The organism is Stenotrophomonas sp. 21LCFQ19, assembly GCF_056861425.1.
Genome location: NZ_JBSPUF010000006.1, coordinates 88,365 through 103,910, shown reverse-complemented (window position 1 = coordinate 103,910; position 15,546 = coordinate 88,365). Strand labels below are relative to the sequence as shown.

Annotated in this window: 14 protein-coding genes and 1 tRNA gene; 2 read left to right on the top strand and 13 right to left on the bottom strand. The window is 63.7% G+C overall.

Annotation, left to right across the window (positions count from 1 at the left end):
• Window positions 1-14 precede the first annotated feature (14 nt).
• The 9 genes from AC13FW_RS08600 to serS all read right to left on the bottom strand — a co-directional run bounded on the left by AC13FW_RS08600 (window position 15) and on the right by serS (window position 9,386).
• Entirely contained in the window at window positions 15-1,445 is a 1,431-nt protein-coding gene (locus tag AC13FW_RS08600) for a replicative DNA helicase (protein WP_282267020.1), read from the bottom strand.
• A gap of 214 nt (window positions 1,446-1,659) precedes the next feature.
• A complete protein-coding gene (locus AC13FW_RS08595) occupies window positions 1,660-2,217 on the bottom strand; it encodes an NADPH-dependent FMN reductase (RefSeq protein WP_482988827.1) in 558 nt (185 codons plus the stop codon).
• 100 nt (window positions 2,218-2,317) lie between these two features.
• The gene (locus AC13FW_RS08590; protein ID WP_282267023.1) at window positions 2,318-3,172 is read right to left on the bottom strand and encodes an EcsC family protein; all 855 of its coding nucleotides are present in this window, start codon (window positions 3,170-3,172) and stop codon (window positions 2,318-2,320) included.
• A 5-nt stretch (window positions 3,173-3,177) separates the two neighbouring features.
• Window positions 3,178-3,753, bottom strand: a complete 576-nt coding sequence (gene orn / locus AC13FW_RS08585) for an oligoribonuclease (RefSeq protein WP_482988826.1) — start codon at window positions 3,751-3,753, stop codon at window positions 3,178-3,180.
• 91 nt (window positions 3,754-3,844) lie between these two features.
• Window positions 3,845-4,348: a tRNA adenosine(34) deaminase TadA gene (gene tadA, locus AC13FW_RS08580; RefSeq protein WP_482988825.1), complete on the bottom strand. Its 504-nt coding sequence runs from the start codon at window positions 4,346-4,348 to the stop codon at window positions 3,845-3,847.
• Window positions 4,349-4,639: 291 nt separating this feature from the next.
• The gene (locus tag AC13FW_RS08575; protein WP_482988824.1) at window positions 4,640-6,178 is read right to left on the bottom strand and encodes a sensor domain-containing diguanylate cyclase; all 1,539 of its coding nucleotides are present in this window, start codon (window positions 6,176-6,178) and stop codon (window positions 4,640-4,642) included.
• 227 nt (window positions 6,179-6,405) lie between these two features.
• A tRNA-Ser gene (locus tag AC13FW_RS08570) sits at window positions 6,406-6,495 on the bottom strand.
• A gap of 67 nt (window positions 6,496-6,562) precedes the next feature.
• Window positions 6,563-7,555: a LysR family transcriptional regulator gene (locus AC13FW_RS08565; RefSeq protein WP_282267030.1), complete on the bottom strand. Its 993-nt coding sequence runs from the start codon at window positions 7,553-7,555 to the stop codon at window positions 6,563-6,565.
• 553 nt (window positions 7,556-8,108) lie between these two features.
• Window positions 8,109-9,386 carry a serine--tRNA ligase gene (gene serS, locus AC13FW_RS08560; protein WP_482988823.1) on the bottom strand — a complete coding sequence of 426 codons (1,278 nt, stop codon included), beginning with the start codon at window positions 9,384-9,386 and terminating at the stop codon, window positions 8,109-8,111.
• A gap of 113 nt (window positions 9,387-9,499) precedes the next feature.
• Here serS and AC13FW_RS08555 point away from each other — a divergent pair, with 113 nt between their 5' ends.
• Window positions 9,500-10,150, top strand: a complete 651-nt coding sequence (locus tag AC13FW_RS08555) for an energy transducer TonB (RefSeq protein WP_482988822.1) — start codon at window positions 9,500-9,502, stop codon at window positions 10,148-10,150.
• 102 nt (window positions 10,151-10,252) lie between these two features.
• Entirely contained in the window at window positions 10,253-10,753 is a 501-nt protein-coding gene (locus AC13FW_RS08550; RefSeq protein WP_482988821.1) for an energy transducer TonB, read from the top strand.
• Here the strand turns inward: AC13FW_RS08550 and aroA are convergent.
• From aroA to AC13FW_RS08530, 4 genes are all read right to left on the bottom strand, one after another.
• The gene (gene aroA / locus AC13FW_RS08545) at window positions 10,737-12,050 is read right to left on the bottom strand and encodes a 3-phosphoshikimate 1-carboxyvinyltransferase (protein WP_482988820.1); all 1,314 of its coding nucleotides are present in this window, start codon (window positions 12,048-12,050) and stop codon (window positions 10,737-10,739) included. The two genes, AC13FW_RS08550 and aroA, sit on opposite strands and share 17 nt — an antisense overlap.
• Window positions 12,051-12,227: 177 nt before the next feature.
• Complete coding sequence (pheA, locus tag AC13FW_RS08540; protein WP_481614425.1) at window positions 12,228-13,454, bottom strand: prephenate dehydratase; 1,227 nt, start codon at window positions 13,452-13,454, stop codon at window positions 12,228-12,230.
• Between the two features lie 50 nt (window positions 13,455-13,504).
• Entirely contained in the window at window positions 13,505-14,590 is a 1,086-nt protein-coding gene (gene serC / locus AC13FW_RS08535) for a 3-phosphoserine/phosphohydroxythreonine transaminase (RefSeq protein WP_482988819.1), read from the bottom strand.
• A 140-nt stretch (window positions 14,591-14,730) separates the two neighbouring features.
• Window positions 14,731-15,543: an FHA domain-containing protein gene (locus AC13FW_RS08530; protein WP_482988818.1), complete on the bottom strand. Its 813-nt coding sequence runs from the start codon at window positions 15,541-15,543 to the stop codon at window positions 14,731-14,733.
• Window positions 15,544-15,546: the final 3 nt, after the last annotated feature.

Genomic DNA, 15,546 nt, shown 5'->3' with positions numbered 1-15,546 from the left:
GCAGCAGCTCCCGCTTACTCGAATGAACCGACCGAATCGTGGCTCAGGTTGTCAAAGCGGGTGTACTCGCCGAAGAACTTCAATTTGCACGAACCGGTGGGGCCACCACGGTGCTTGCCGATGATGATCTCGGCCAGGCCCTTGTCCGGCGAATTTTCCTTGTTGTAGTAATCGTCGCGGTAGATGAAGACGATCATGTCCGCATCCTGCTCGATAGCGCCGGATTCGCGAAGGTCAGCCATCACCGGGCGCTTGTCGGTACGGGTTTCCAAGGAGCGGTTGAGCTGTGACAGCGCGATCACCGGCACGTGCAACTCCTTGGCCAGGCCCTTGAGCGAACGCGAGATTTCCGAGATTTCGGTGGCGCGGTTCTCGCTGTTGCCCGGCACGCTCATCAGCTGCAGGTAGTCGATCACGATCAGGCCCAGGTCGTGCTCGCGCTTGAGCCGGCGGCACTTGGAACGCAGCACTTCCGGCGACACGCCAGGCGTATCGTCGATGAAGATCTTGGTTTCCTTCAGCATGCGGATGGCGCCGGTGACGCGGCTCCAGTCCTCGTCCTCAAGCTGGCCGGTACGCAGGCGCTGCGCATTGATGCGGCCGTTGGACGAGATCAGGCGCATCGCCAGCTGCGATGCGGACATTTCCATCGAGAATACCGCCACGCCCTTCTTCGACTTGATCGCCGCGTACTCGGCGATGTTCAAGGCGAAGGTGGTCTTGCCCATGGCCGGACGCGCGGCAAGGATGATCAGATCGGTCGGCTGCAGGCCGGCCGTCATCGCGTCGAAATCGTTGTAACCGGTCGGCAGGCCGGTGATGTTGCCGCCATTCTCGAAGCGGTTGCGCAGTTCCTCGAAGGCATCCTTCAATGCGCCCGGCATCGCCACGAAGTCGGTACGCCCGCGCGCGCCCTGTTCGGCGATTGCGAAGACCGACTTCTCGGCGGTCTGCAGCAGTTCGGCGCTGTCCCGGCCTTCGGGCTGGAAACCGTCATTGACGATATCGGTGCCGACCTGGATCAGCTGCCGCAGCACCGCCTTGTCGCGCACGATCTCGGCATAGGCACCGATATTGGCGGCCGACGGCGTGGTGCTGGCCAGTTCGATCAGGTACGCGCCGTCGCCGACCATGTCCAGCTTGCCCTGCGACTCGAACCATTCACCCAGGGTCACCGCATCGAACGGACGATCACGCTCGGACAGCTCGCGGATCGCGCGGTAGATCAGCTGGTGGTCGCGCCGGTAGAAGTCCTTGTCGGTCAGCGCCTCGTTGACCCGGTCATAGGCCTCGGGTGCCAGCATCAGGCCACCCAGCACAGCCTGCTCGGCTTCTACCGAATGAGGAGGTACACGCAAGGCATCGATGCGCTGCTCGCTGCGATCGGAGCGGTCATTGCGGTCACCGCGGTCGCGGTCGGAACGGAAACCAGTACGGGCGGACATGAAAAGCGTTATTCCTGCAATAAGGCCGTGCGGCCATGGTAGGTGGGCATTGCCCACCGGGATACGTACAAGTCTGTGGATAACCTGTCCACAACCCAAGCCTGCATGGGCTGGGGGTTGGGCTGGCATACAGAAACAAGCACCCGACGCCATTGCAGCGCCGGGTGCGGATTATCGCATGGGCAGCATCCGCACCGCCCTGCCGCCGGGGACCTCAGGCCTGGTGCTGGCGCTCGATCCAGATCAGGAACTTGTCGACAAAGCCCTGCAGGAACTCGCGTGTACCATCGTTGCTGATGCTGCCATCGGCTTCGATCAGCCCGTCCTTGAAGTGCAGGAAGGCCTCCGGCTGCGGCATCACCGCCAGATCGACGAACACCAGCACATTGCGCAGGTGCTGCTGGGCCAGGGCACTGCCGATGGCACCGATGGAGGTGCCGACCACCGCCGCCGGTTTGCCGGCAAAGGCGTTGTCGCCGTATGGGCGCGAGGCAGTATCGATGGCGTTCTTCAGCACGCCGGGAATCGAACGGTTGTATTCAGGAGTGACGAACAGCACCGCATCGGCGGCACGCACCTGGTTCTTCATGCGCGTACCCTGCGCCGGGAACTGGCTATCGTGGTCCTGGTTGTACAGCGGGATGTCACCGATCTGTATGTAGTCAAACTTGACGCGATCACCCGCCAGCTTCTCCAGCGCCAGCGCAAGCCGCCGGTTGATGGATTCCTTGCGCAGACTGCCGACGAAAACCGCGATCTTGTACTGGCTCATGACCACCTCGCTCCGTAGGAAGGACACAGGCTAGCCAGAATGGGCTTCGCAACAGGTGAAGGCAACGCCCTGGCAGACTACCCGCGCAGGAAAGGCCGTATCAAAGACGCAAGCGGCCGGTAATCCCGCCGTAGGCCAGCTTCACCGTATCGAAGCCATACTTCGACTCCAGCCGCTTGATGATGAAATGTCCGCGTGCCATGTCCTGGTAGTAAGCGGTGAACATGGTGTTCAAGGTCGCGCCAGCCACCGCACCGATCACCGGTACCGCCTGCGCGACAAACTTCTCCGAGACCACCACACCGAAGCGGGCGGCGATCTTCTCGACGATCCTGGCCAGCCACTTGCCGGCTTCCTTCGGGCCCAACCCGAGCAGCACGCCGTGGCTGCCGCTGATCGCAGTACCGGCCAACTCCGCCGACAGATGACGCATGACCTCGGTGGTGAAGCCACGCGCCAGGTAGTAGCCGGTCTCGCTGGCATCGTCCTGGCCGGAATTGCCACCCAACGCAAACACTTCCAGACAGGCCTGCCGGGTCGCCATCTCGTTCAGATCGAAACCTTCACTGCGGGCGACGTCGGCCACCGCGCGCATGATGATGGTGGTCGACAGCGGCAATTCGATTGCCAGCGCCGGCAGGCCGCCCGCCCCGCCCAGCGCACCGGACGCTGCCGCCGCCAGCTTGTGCAGGCGCGGCGATGCCGGCTTGCCGGGCTGTTTGTCGTCCATCGTCCACAGTGCCGTCTGCGCAGCCTTGTACAAGGCTGCCTCGGTGACACCCTGGATGCGCGAAGACACCGCATTGGGCAGCTTGCGCACCGCGAACTCCAAGGGCCCGCCGATCAGGTTGGCCATCTTGGCGGTGAGCGTGGGCGACTCGAGCAAGCCTACCGCACGTTCCAGATCGGCCAGATCCTGCGCGTTGTCATGCAGACGCAGAGCAAGCTCGTTCATCTGATTCAGCCTGCTTCCGGCAAACCCGCCAGCACGCCCATGAACTTCCGGTAGTGGCGCAGCTCGGCAATGGAATCATGCACATCACTCAGCGCGGTGTGGCTGGAGGTCTTGGTGACCCCGGCCGCCACTGCAGGCGACCAGCGCTTGGCCAGTTCCTTGATGGTGGAGACATCCAGGTTGCGGTAATGGAAGTACTTCTCCAGCCGCGGCATCTGCCGGTGCAGGAAGCGCCGGTCCTGGCAGATCGAATTGCCGCACATCGGCGAGGCGCCGGCCTTGATCCAGTCCTGCAGGAAGGCAACGGTCCTGGCTTCGGCCTGGCCAACCGTGGTGGTGCTGTCCAGCACCCGCTGCCACAGGCCGGAGCGCTGGTGCTGGTTGCGGTTCCATTCGTCCATCGCTTCCAGCGTGGCGAGGGAATGGTTGATGGCGAACTCAGGACCTTCGGCCAACACATTGAGTTGACCGTCGGTGACGACGGTTGCGATCTCGATGATGGAATCGTTGTCCGTATCCAGACCGGTCATCTCCAGATCAATCCAGATCAACCGATCATTGCCCGCGCTGTTGTCCGCCATGTGCTGCCTCATGCTTGGGGCCGGCGGTCAAGCGCCGCGCGGCCGGAATATCGAAGCACACATGATACCCCTGCCCACGGTAGGGGCTGCGTCAAAGATCGCCAGGGGTCAGCAGCGGGCGCCCGCGCTTGGCCCGGAAATAATTGGTCAGGCGCAGGCTGGCCTCCGGTGCCAGCACCCCACCCTGCACCTGCACGCGATGGTTGTGGCGTGGGTCGGCAAGCAGATCGAATACGCTGCCGCAGGCGCCGGTTTTGGGATCGGTGGCGGCAAACACCACGCGCGCGATGCGCGCATGCACCAGGGCCATCGCGCACATCGCGCAGGGCTCCAGTGTCACGTACAAGGTGCTGCCGATCAGACGGTGATTGCCCAGCGCCTTGCCGGCGTGGCGCATGGCCACGATTTCGGCATGCGCGCTGGGGTCATGGTTGGCGATATTGAGGTTCCAGCCCTCGCCCAGCAACGCGCCATCGGCGCCCACCAATACCGCGCCAACCGGGATTTCATCGAACTCGCGCTGCGCACGATCGGCCAGCGCCAGCGCGTGGCGCATCCACTGTTCGTCGTTGAGGGCTGGATCAATCTGGGACATGCAGGAACTACAGGGATGGAAGCGGCGCAAGGGTAACGCAGATGAGTACAGCCTGCTGCTTCACGGCCCGAGCAGCAGGTATTTGCCTGTGGGAGCGGCGTAGGCCGCGAAGCTGACGTTGCCTGGCCCCAAGCAACTGCGTCGTCTGATGAACAGCGTGCTTCGCGGCTTACGCCGCTCCCACAAACAAAGCCGCCCAGCATTGCTGCTGGACGGCTCGAGTAATTTCGATAAACCGCATCGAGACCAATACCCGGCCTCGCTGCATCTCTGGAACAGGCAATCTTGGTGCTATGAGGTCGTGGCACTCTCACGCTGCTGCACCGAAACCCGGTTCCTGCCACCGCGCTTGGATGCATACAGCATTTCATCCGCTGCCTTCAGCACGGCTTCTATCTCGAAACTGCTCTGCGGCCAGTTGGCCACGCCCAGCGAAATCGTGATCGCGCCGACCTTGGCGATCTTCATCTCCGCCACCGCCACACGCAGACGCTCGGCCACCTGCGCCGCTGTTGCCGAGGTGGTGGAAGGCAGCAGGATCAGGAACTCCTCGCCGCCAACACGCAGCGGAACGTCATAGGCGCGGCAGGCCTCGCGCATGCGCTGCGCAAGCTGCTGCAGGACCGCGTCACCAACATCATGGCCGTAGCCGTCGTTGATCCGCTTGAAGTGATCGATGTCGATCGAGATCACCGAGAACGTATTGCCCTGGCTCTCGAAGTTCGCCAGTGCTTCCTCCAGGCGACGGCGGTTGCCCAGCTTGGTCAACGGATCGGTGGTGGTGTCTTCACGCAATTTGCTGAAGCTCTTGTGGATGGCATCCACACCAACCAGCAAGGCCTTCTTGAGCTCGCGCGACTCGAAATACCACGACTTCACCGAGCCAATGTCCTCGGCCGAGGACGGATCTTCCATGTTGCGCGCCCCATCGGCCAACAAGCGCAATGGACGCGAGATCAGCCGCGCGCTCCACAGGACCAGGATCAAGGTCAGAATCGTTGCTGGCAGCGCCCGGTACAAGGTGCTCTGCATCAGCTGGGTCAGGGGTGCGAGCGTGACCTCCTCGGGGCGCTGGGCGACGATGCCCCAGCCGGTCGAAGCGACCGGCGCGTAGCCAGCCAGCATTTTCACGCCTTGTGAATTGACCGCATGTCCTTTCCCGGCCTGGCCCGAGGCAACGCGGTCGACCACGGTGTTTTTCTCCACGAAATCACCGATCCGGTCCGGATTCGGGTGATAGATGATGCGCTTCTGCTTGTCGACCACGAACAGGTAGGACCCATCCACGTAGAAGTGCTGCCCGAGCAGGCGGTCAAGGATGTTTTCCTTCTGCAGGTAGATCGCACCACCGATCGCACCAAGATAGCGGCCGGACGGCGAAACTATCGGGTGATTGATGAAGACGATGAAATTGCCGGTCGCGGACTGGTACGGCGCGCTGATCAACGGCCGCTTCTCACGCAAGGCAGTCTTCACCGCCTCGCTGCTGAGTACCCGCCCCTGCAATCCCAAGGTTTCGGGAGAGGTCGCAAGCACCTTGCCGCCGGCGTCGAAGATGGTGATGGAATTGAAGCTCTTGCTCATCATGCGCAGGCGCGCGGCTTCCTCCCCCAGCTGGGAGACATCGTCCATTTTCATCGCGAGCAGCTGCGCCGTGTAGGCCAGTTGCAGCTGGGACGCCTGCAGGAAGTCCTCGGTGCTCTTGGCCAGCTTGTTCGCGTAGGCGTAGTTACCGTCCAGCGTCGTGTCCACCAGCTGCTGCCGCTGCACGGTGTAGCCTGCATAGAAGGTGTTGGCGAACGGCACCAGTGCTCCGATCAGGGTGAGCACCAAAATAAGTTTTCGTAAATCCATGGATCCCAACGCGGACGCTTGAAGGTGTTGCCGCGACGAACCCACGCATGCCCGGGCGCGCAGCTCCCCCAAGCTGTGTTCATTTTACCAGCGGAACTGTCTGGTTTGACCGAAACCGGTGTCATTCCGCTGCGAGCAGCTGGCCAGGTGACCTGCCGTCACCCACAAAAAAGCCGCTGGTGTCAGCGGCTTCTCTGGATATCTGGCGGGCAAAGTGGGATTCGAACCCACGGAAGGTTTGACCCTTCGCCGGTTTTCAAGACCGGTGCCTTAAACCGCTCGGCCATCTGCCCGTAACGTAGTGCTTCCCCGGATAACGCTCCTGGGCGCGCATTCTCGCATGCCTGCGGGGTTTTTTGTTCAACCAGCTTCGATTGCCAGCGAACCGGCCATCGACGCGCGGATCTTTTCCTTGGCCCGCTCGCAGGCACCGCCACAGTGCAGGCGCGAAGCCTCCAGTTCGGTCGGCAGGTGCTCGGCCAGGAAGTCGATGAACACCCGCACCGCCGGCAACAGCCCGCGCCGCGAGGCGAACACTGCATGGCAGATGCCCTGCGGCAGCGACCAGTCCGGCAACACCACTTCCAGCTCGCCGTTGCGCACGGCCTCGGCGCAGACAGTTTCCGGCAGCATGGTGATGCCAAAACCATCCTTGACCATCGCCTGCAGCAGCGGGAAATCGAAGCCAGCCACGCGCGGCTGAAGCTCGACCCGGCGCACTTCACCACCCGGCCCGTGCAGCTCCCAGCGCTGGCGCGCCTCGTCTTCGCTGATGCTCAGGGTGACGTGGTTGCCCAGGTCTTCCGGCGATGCCGGCCGCCCTGCCCGATCCAGATACGCCGGGCTGGCAACCAGCAGCTCCTGCACCTGGCCGAAGCTGCGCATCACCAGGCTGCCGTCGTCATCCAGGCGCGAGCGCACGCGCAGGGCGACGTCGTAGCCTTCATTGATGATGTCGACGCGGCGATTGCTGATGTTCAGCTGGAGCCGCACCTTCGGATACTGCTCGAGGAACTTGGGCAGCAGCTTGGGCAACTGCATCTGCGCCAGCGACACCGGCACGCTGGCACGTACCAGTCCGCGCGGCTCGGCGCTCAGCCTGTCCACGACCTCGCGTGCAGCCTGTGCTTCGGCCAGCATGGTCTGCGCATGCCGATGCACGCTCATGCCGACATCGGTGACCGCGAAGCGCCGCGTGGAACGCTGCAGCAGGCGCACACCAAGATCGGTCTCAAGCTGGCTGATGCGCCGGCTGAGACGTGACTTCGGAATGCCCAGCGCCCGCTCGGCGGCAGCAAAACCGCCATGGTCGACCACCATGGCGAAGTAATAGAGGTCGTTGAGGTCCTGCATGGATTGAGCCCATCATTGGAACGAACCGGTAAATTTAATCACCTTTGTCCTGTATTTACAAATCAGACCCCAAACAGTCCTGATTGGAGGTTCAGGGTGTCGGTTGCCAAACGCTGTCGACGGCCATTCATTTTTGAAGGCCAAAGCGTCCGGGGGCGGCACGCTGTTGTAGGAGCGGCGTCAGCCGCGAAGCTGGCGATCCTTGTGGTCGACGGTTTTCGTGCAATTGCTGCGCTGCTGGCTTCGCGGCTGATGCCGCTCCTACAAGGCGCTACAGCTTTGCAGCGTTGGGGGTAGCGATTGAAGCGCCATCGAGCAGGCTTCTGCCGAGCATGGCTCGACACTACCAGTGCTTGGCTGCCCGCTTTTGTGGGAGCGGCGTGAGCCGCGAAGCCCGGAATCCTTGCGATTGCGGGCTTTTCTGCAATTCCAGCTGATCTAGCTTCGCGGTTTACACCGCTCCCACAAGGATCAGATGCCTTGTGGGCACGAGTGCCGACGCGTTATCGGGCAGGCCGTTGCCGAGCATGGCTCGGCACTACACAGCCTGCGCTCAGGCGATGCGTTCAGCGCCACCCATGTATGGGCGCAGCACTTCGGGAATGGTGATCGAGCCATCGGCATTCTGGTAGTTCTCCATCACCGCGATCATCGCCCGGCCTACGGCCACGCCCGAGCCATTGAGGGTGTGCAGCAACTCCGGCTTGCCGGCGGGACTGCGCCAGCGTGCCTGCATGCGGCGCGCCTGGAAATCGCCACAGTTCGAGCACGAGGAGATCTCACGGTAGGTCTGCTGCGACGGCAGCCAGACTTCCAGATCGTAGGTCTTGATCGCCGAGAAGCCCATATCTCCCGTGCACAGCAGCACCTTGCGGTACGGCAGGCCCAGCTTCTGCAGCACCGCTTCGGCGCAGCCGGTCATGCGCTGGTGCTCGGCTTCGCTGTCTTCGGCGGCGCAGACGCTGACCAGCTCCACCTTCTCGAACTGATGCTGGCGGATCATGCCGCGCACGTCACGACCGCCGCTGCCGGCTTCGGAACGGAAGCACATCGAATGCGCGGTCATGCGCAGCGGCAGACGCTCGGCGTCGATGATCTCGTCGCGGACGATATTGGTCAGCGGCACTTCCGAGGTCGGGATCAGGTAGCGCGTGGATTCACCCAGCGCAGTCTTGAACAGGTCTTCCTCGAACTTGGGCAGCTGGCCGGTGCCGCGTAGCGAGTCGGCGTTCACCAACACCGGTACATTGGTTTCTTCGTAGCCATGCTCGTTGCTGTGCAGGTTCAGCATGAACTGCCCCAGCGCACGGTGCAGGCGGGCAATCGAGCCGCGCAGCACGGTGAAACGCGCACCGGACAGCTTGGCGGCGGTTTCCGCGTCCAGGCCGTTGTTGCGGGCGCCCAGCTCTACATGGTCAAGCACCGGGAAATCGAACTCGCGCGGGGTACCCCAGCGCAGCTGCTCGACGTTCTCGCTCTCGTCCTTGCCGGCCGGCACATCGGCGGCGGGCAGGTTCGGGATACCCATCGACAGGGTCTCGATCTGCTCGCGCAGCACGTCAAGCTGCGCCTCGGAGCTCTTCAGCTCATCAGCGAACGCGGCCACTTCGGCCATGATCGCCGACACATCCTCGCCCTTGGCCTTGGCATGGCCGATCGACTTGGAGCGGCTGTTGCGCAGGCTCTGCAGCTCCTGGGTGCGCACCTGGATGCGCTTGCGGTCAGCCTCCAACGATTCGAAGGCGGCCACATCCAGCACGTAGCCGCGCGTACTGCGCAGGCGTTCGGCAAGTTCGGCGGGCTGCTGGCGAAGAAGGGCTGGATCAAGCATGGCTGGGCACTGTGTACGGGTGTGAGCCATAGATTATCGCGCGAACTGCGCCTGTCTGCCGCGTGATTCACCTTTCCTGTGCAAGAATCGGCCTGATCCACACGGTCAAGACCATGTCCGCCCCAAGCTCCCGCTCCGACCAGAACTTCACGTTTCACCTGCCCCGCAGCAGTTTGAGGATCGCCGGTATCACCTTTGGCGTAGGCATATTGCTGTTCCTGGTGGTCTGGCTCAATGCCCGCCGCCAGAACGAGTTCTACCGCGCCGATCCGGCTCAGCCGCAGGCCAACAGCGCTGTATTGGCACCTTTGCCGGCACCGCTGCCCGCCGGCGCAGGCGCCAGCGACATGCCTGATGCACGTCCGGAAGCCGTGGAAGAAGCCCCGGAGCTGGTGGAAACCGCGCCTGCACCGCCGCCGCAACCCATCGCCGAGGCGGCACCGGTTGAAACCCCGCCCGCAGCGCCAGTAGCTGCCGCGGCTCCCAGCGACCAGCCGGTGCCGCTGCCTGGCCAGAGCCCTGCCCCGGAATACCCTGCAGCGGCGTTGCGCCGTGGCGAAAGCGGCACGGTGATCGTGCGCGTGGATGTCGATGCCAGCGGTGCGCCGCTGGACGTGCGGGTAATCCAGCGCAGTGGCTCGCGCGAGCTGGATCGTGCCGCGCAGGAAGCGGTTCGCAACTGGCGTTTCCAGCCAGCGCAAAGCAATGGCCAGCCCATGCAGGGCAGCCTGGAAATCCCGTTCGACTTCAAACCGGCGCCTTAAGCTGAACCCCGGCTCCCCAACGGGGCCGGTTCATGCCAAAAGTCATTCGCCGTTTGGGAGTGCAGGACCAGACTTGCTGCGTAGACGTTACGCAGAGTCCCCATGTCGATGTCCAGCATCCCGCACCAGCACAGCGCAAGCCATGATCCAGCAGCAGCACGCCCGCACGGCGTTGCTGTGGCTTGGCTGTGGGGCCTGTTGGCGGTGGCGGTACTGGGTATCTTCAGTTTGGTGGGCTACCGCAGCCTGCAGACACCAACGGAAACCGGCCCGGTGTCGATCACCACGGCCGATACCACCACGGTGATCAGCACTGCCGGCAATCGCGATGCCGAGCCGCTGCCCAGCAATCCAACGCCAGACTACCCTGCCGCCGCGCTCAATGCCGGGCTCGAAGGCGATGTGATCGTGCGCCTGCAGATTGACGCCAACGGCCGGGTCAGCCAAGCCACGGTTGTGGGGCACGAGGGCGGTGTGGATCCAGCGCTGGATCAGGCCGCCATCCAAGCACTGCAGCATTGGCGCTTCCAGCCCGCGATGCGGGATGGCCGCGCCATCAACAGCGTGGTGCAGGTGCCGGTGGAGTTCAGGACCGGACGCTGAGCCCGAAACCGGCACCACTGGCCAGGCTGTCGAAGCCCGGGAACGAGGTCGCCACGTTGGCGACATCATTGATGCGCACTTCACCGGTACTGAGCTGGCCGGCAATGGCAAAGGCCATCGAGATGCGGTGATCGCCGTGGCTCTCGATGGTGCCGCTACCCAGCGGTCCGCCGAAAATGGTCGCACCATCTTCGGCTTCGTCCACGCGCAGGCCCAGGTCACGCAGGCCGGTGGCCATCGCCGCAAGACGATCGGACTCCTTCACCCGCAGTTCGGCCGCACCGCGCACCACGGTTTGGCCGTCGGCGGCAGCGGCAGCCACGAACAAGGCCGGGAACTCGTCGATCATGTCCGGTACCAGCACCTCCGGAATCTCAGCGCCCTTGAGCTGGGCATAGCGCACAACCAGATCTGCGACCTGCTCGCCACCGTGCTCGGCATGGTTCTCCTCGGTGATGTCCGCGCCCATCAAGCGCAGCGCAGCCAGCAGGCCGGTGCGACGCGGATTCAAGCCGACCGAACGCAGTCGCACTTCCGACCCGGGAATGACGCTGGCCGCAACAATGAAGAACGCCGAGGACGAGAAGTCCGCCGGCACCGAAATGTCGGTCGCACGCAGGCGCTGGCCGCCACGCAGGCGCGCCTTGCCCGGCGCGAACTCGATCTCCACGCCGAATGCGCGCAGCATGCGCTCGGTGTAATCGCGGGTTGGATGCGGTTCGACCACTGATGTCTCGCCTTGCGCATACAGGCCAGCCAGCAGCACCGCCGACTTGACCTGCGCACTGGCCACCGGCAATTCGTAATCGATGCCGCGCAGTGTCTGGCCACCATGGATATGCAGCGGCGGCGTGCCATCGTCCTGGGTATCGATGCGTGCGCCCATCTGCGCCAGAGGCCCGGTCACCCGGCGCATCGGCCGCTTGGATAGCGACGCGTCACCAACCAACGTGGTGTCGAACGGCTGTGCGGCCAGCAGGCCTGCCAGCAGGCGCATGCCAGTGCCCGCATTGCCGCAGTCCAGCGCACCGTGCGGGGCTTTCAAGCCATCCACGCCCACGCCATGAACGATCCGTTGCGACGCCGACGGTGTTTCAAAACGCACGCCCATCTGCTCGAAGATATGGGCGGTGGCGCGGGTGTCCTCGCCTTCCAGAAAACCATCGATATGCGATACGCCATCGGCCAACGCAGCGAACATCACCGAACGGTGCGACACCGACTTGTCACCGGGAATGGCGAGCGTGCCCTGCAGGGCGGAACCTTTGCGTGCAATCCAGTAGGGCTGGGAACTCATGCGGTCTCTCTAGTATTCAGTGCGCCTGGGAGCGCGTCAGCAAACCCTTCTCCCTCCGGGAGAAGGTGCCCGAAGGGCGGATGAGGGTGCGGGAGCACATGGCTGCAGCGAATTGAAGACTCTCGGCCAGCCAACCCTCACCCCAACCCCTCTCCCACAGGGAGAGGGGCTCGAAACTCAGGGCACGGCCACCGGATAGGAGCCGAGCACCTTGATCTGCGCCGAGTGCGACTTGAGCTCGGCGAGCGCGGCCTGCATCGATGCGTCTTCGATATGGCCGGCCAGATCGATGAAGAAGCCGTATTCCCACTTAGCCTGGTGCGATGGCCGCGATTCGATGCGGTTCATGCTGATGCCATGGCGCGCAAACGGGCTGAGTACGTCGAACAGCGCACCCGGCTTGTCGTGGATGAAGACCAGCACCGAGGTACGGTCATGGCCCGACGACGGGAACAGCTGGCGGCCGATCACCAGGAAGCGCGTGGTGTTGTCCGCGTCGTTCTGGATCGGCTTGGTTACTACCTTCTTCAAACCGTATACATGCCCTGCACTCTCGCCGCCGATGGCCGCCGCGTCTTCCGCATTGCGGGCGCGTCGGGCACCTTCGGAGTTGCTGGACACCGGCACTTTTTCGGTCTTGGGCAGGTTCGCACGCAGCCATGCCGAGGTCTGCATGAAGGCCTGCGGATGCGCGTAGATGCGCTCGATGTCCTCGATGCGGCCAGTGCGCGAGAGCAGGTACTGCTGCACGCGTAGTTCGACTTCGCCACAGATCTTGAGGTTGGAGGTCAGGAACATGTCCAGGGTGATCTGGATCGTGCCCTGCCCGGAATTCTCCACCGGCACCACGCCGAAATCGGCGTTGCCGTTTTCCACTTCCTGGAAGATTTCTTCGATATTAGCCAGCGGCAAACCCAGCGCCGAACGACCAAAGTGCTTGTGCGCGGCCTGCTGAGTGAACGAGCCTTCCGGGCCGAGGTAACCGATCTTCAGCGGCTCCTGCTGGGCCAGACAGGCCGACATGATTTCGCGATAGACGTGCACCAGCACTTCGTCACTGAGCGGGCCCTCGTTGCGGTCCACCACCATGCGCAGCACCTGTGCTTCACGCTCCGGGCGGTAGTAGTCAACGGCTGCCGCGAGCTTGCCCTTGGCCTTGCCGACCTGGTGGGCGAAGTTGGCCCGCTCGGCAATCAAGGCCTGGATGCTGCGATCGATCTGGTCGATCTTGGCGCGTACATCCGACAGTACCGGCTTGGCGACGGCCAGGGTCTCGGTGACCGCTTTCTTGCTGGCGGCGGTCTTCTTAACCGCAGCAGGCTTGCTCGCGGCTTTCTTGGCGGCAGGTTTTGCTGCGGTGGCCGGTTTGGCCTTGCTGGCGGTCTTGCTTGGCTTGGTCGCCATGGAATCGTCTACCTGTTACTGGCCGGCGCAGTGCGCACGGCGGGATTGGTTCAACCGTTGCGCTGCTGGAAGTCACGCATGAATGCTGCCAGCGCCTGCGCGCCTTCCAGCGGCATCGCGTTGTACAGCGAGGCACGAATGCCACCGACCGCCTTATGCCCCTTCAGCGCCAGCAGGCCGGCCGCCTTGGACTCGCTGACGAAACGCGCATTGAGCTCGTCGCTGGGCAGGAAGAACGGGATGTTCATCCGCGAACGCACGGCCGCGGCCACGTCGTTGCGGTAAAAACCGCCGGAGCCATCAATGGCGTCATACACCGCCGAGGACTTTGCCAGACTGAGCCTGGCGAAGGCTTCAACACCGCCCTGGGCCAGCATCCACTTGAACATCAGCCCAGCCAGGTACCAGTTCCAGGTCGGCGGCGTGTTCAACATCGAATCGCGGGCGACATGCGAGCGGTAATCGAAGATATCGGCACGCGGCTGGCCGGCGCGTTCCAGCAGGTCGCGGCGGATGATGACCACGGCAATGCCCACCGGGCCAAGGTTCTTCTGCGCGCCGGCATAGATCACGCCATAACGCGACACATCGATGGGCTCGGAAGCGATCGACGAACTGAAGTCGGCGATCAGCGGCACGCCGCCCACCTCCGGCACATCGCGGAACTCGATGCCGTGGATGGTTTCGTTGGCAGTGATGTGCACGTACGCCGCGTCGTCCGACAACTGCCATTGCGAGCGCGCCGGGATATCCCGATAGCCACTGGCCTCACCGCTGGCGGCGATGTTGACGTCGACATAGGGCTGGGCCTGCTTGACCGCGGTCTTGCCCCAGTGGCCACTGACCACGTAGTCCACGCGTTGGCCCGGGCTGGCGCAGTTCAGCGGCAGCAGTGCCTGCTGGGTGGTGGCACCGCCACCGAGAAACAGCACCGCGTAATCGTCGGGAATACCGATCAGGCGGCGCAGATCAGCCTCGGCCTCGGCCGCCACGGCCATGAAATCGGCGCTGCGATGGCTGATCTCGACAATGGACGCACCTACGCCATTCCATTCCAACATTTCCGCCTGCGCCTGACGCAGGACCGATTCCGGCAATGTCGCAGGGCCGGCACTGAAATTGAATGCGCGCGTCATGTCACACCTGTTGAGCAGAACGCCTAGTATGCCGCAGCGCAACAGCCTTGGGCCATCCGGAAAAGGTTGCATCTGCACCCATTCCGGGCCGCTGTTTCAGCGCTGCCCATGCGGCGGGACAACGCCACCGGAACCGGCGCTCAGCGTGCCCCGAACAGCAACAAGCCGCTGATCGCCGCACCCAGCAGCAAGGCACTGAGCAGCAGCCACGGCCAACGCCGCGGCAGCCTGGGCTTGGCCGGTACCGGCGTCGATGGCTTGAGTGCAACCGGCTCGTCATCCTCCTCCGGCGGGAACGCCACACTGGGCGAGGCCGGGCCCAGCGGGACCTCCAGCACAAAGCGGTGGTTGCCCTCGAACACCACCTGGTCGCCGGCCTGTAGCCAGCAATGGCGGGTGATCACGCCATTGACCAGGCTGCCGTCGGCCGAGCCCAGATCGCGCAGCAGAACCTTGTCACCGTGCCGCTCGAAACGGGCATGACGCGCGGCGAAGGCCGGGTCGTCGATGAGAATGTCGCTGGCCGGATCACTGCCGATGACGCGCGGCGTGTCCAGGGTAAAGCTGCGGCCGTGATGGCGGCCACCTACCCCGCGCAACAGCACCCGCAGGTCGTCGCCAGCATCAGTCGGGGCTTCAGGGGGATGCGCCACCTGCTCGCAGTCGCCACGCAGCAGCATTTCCGCGCCGTCGGCATATACCGAATCACCTGCGCGCAACAGCGCCATGCGCCGCACCGGACGGCCGTTGACATGGATGCCGCGGCCGCCATTGGCAACCTGCAACCAGACCCCGCGCTGATCGGTACAGAACTGCGCCAACAGCAATGGGCCAACACTGCCGTCGCCCAAGCGGACTTGACCCGAGGCGTGGCGCACAATGCGCTGGACACCCGGCATCAATGACTGATCCGGCTGCTGACGATTACTGAAATGGACTTGCAGAGTGCGCACCGG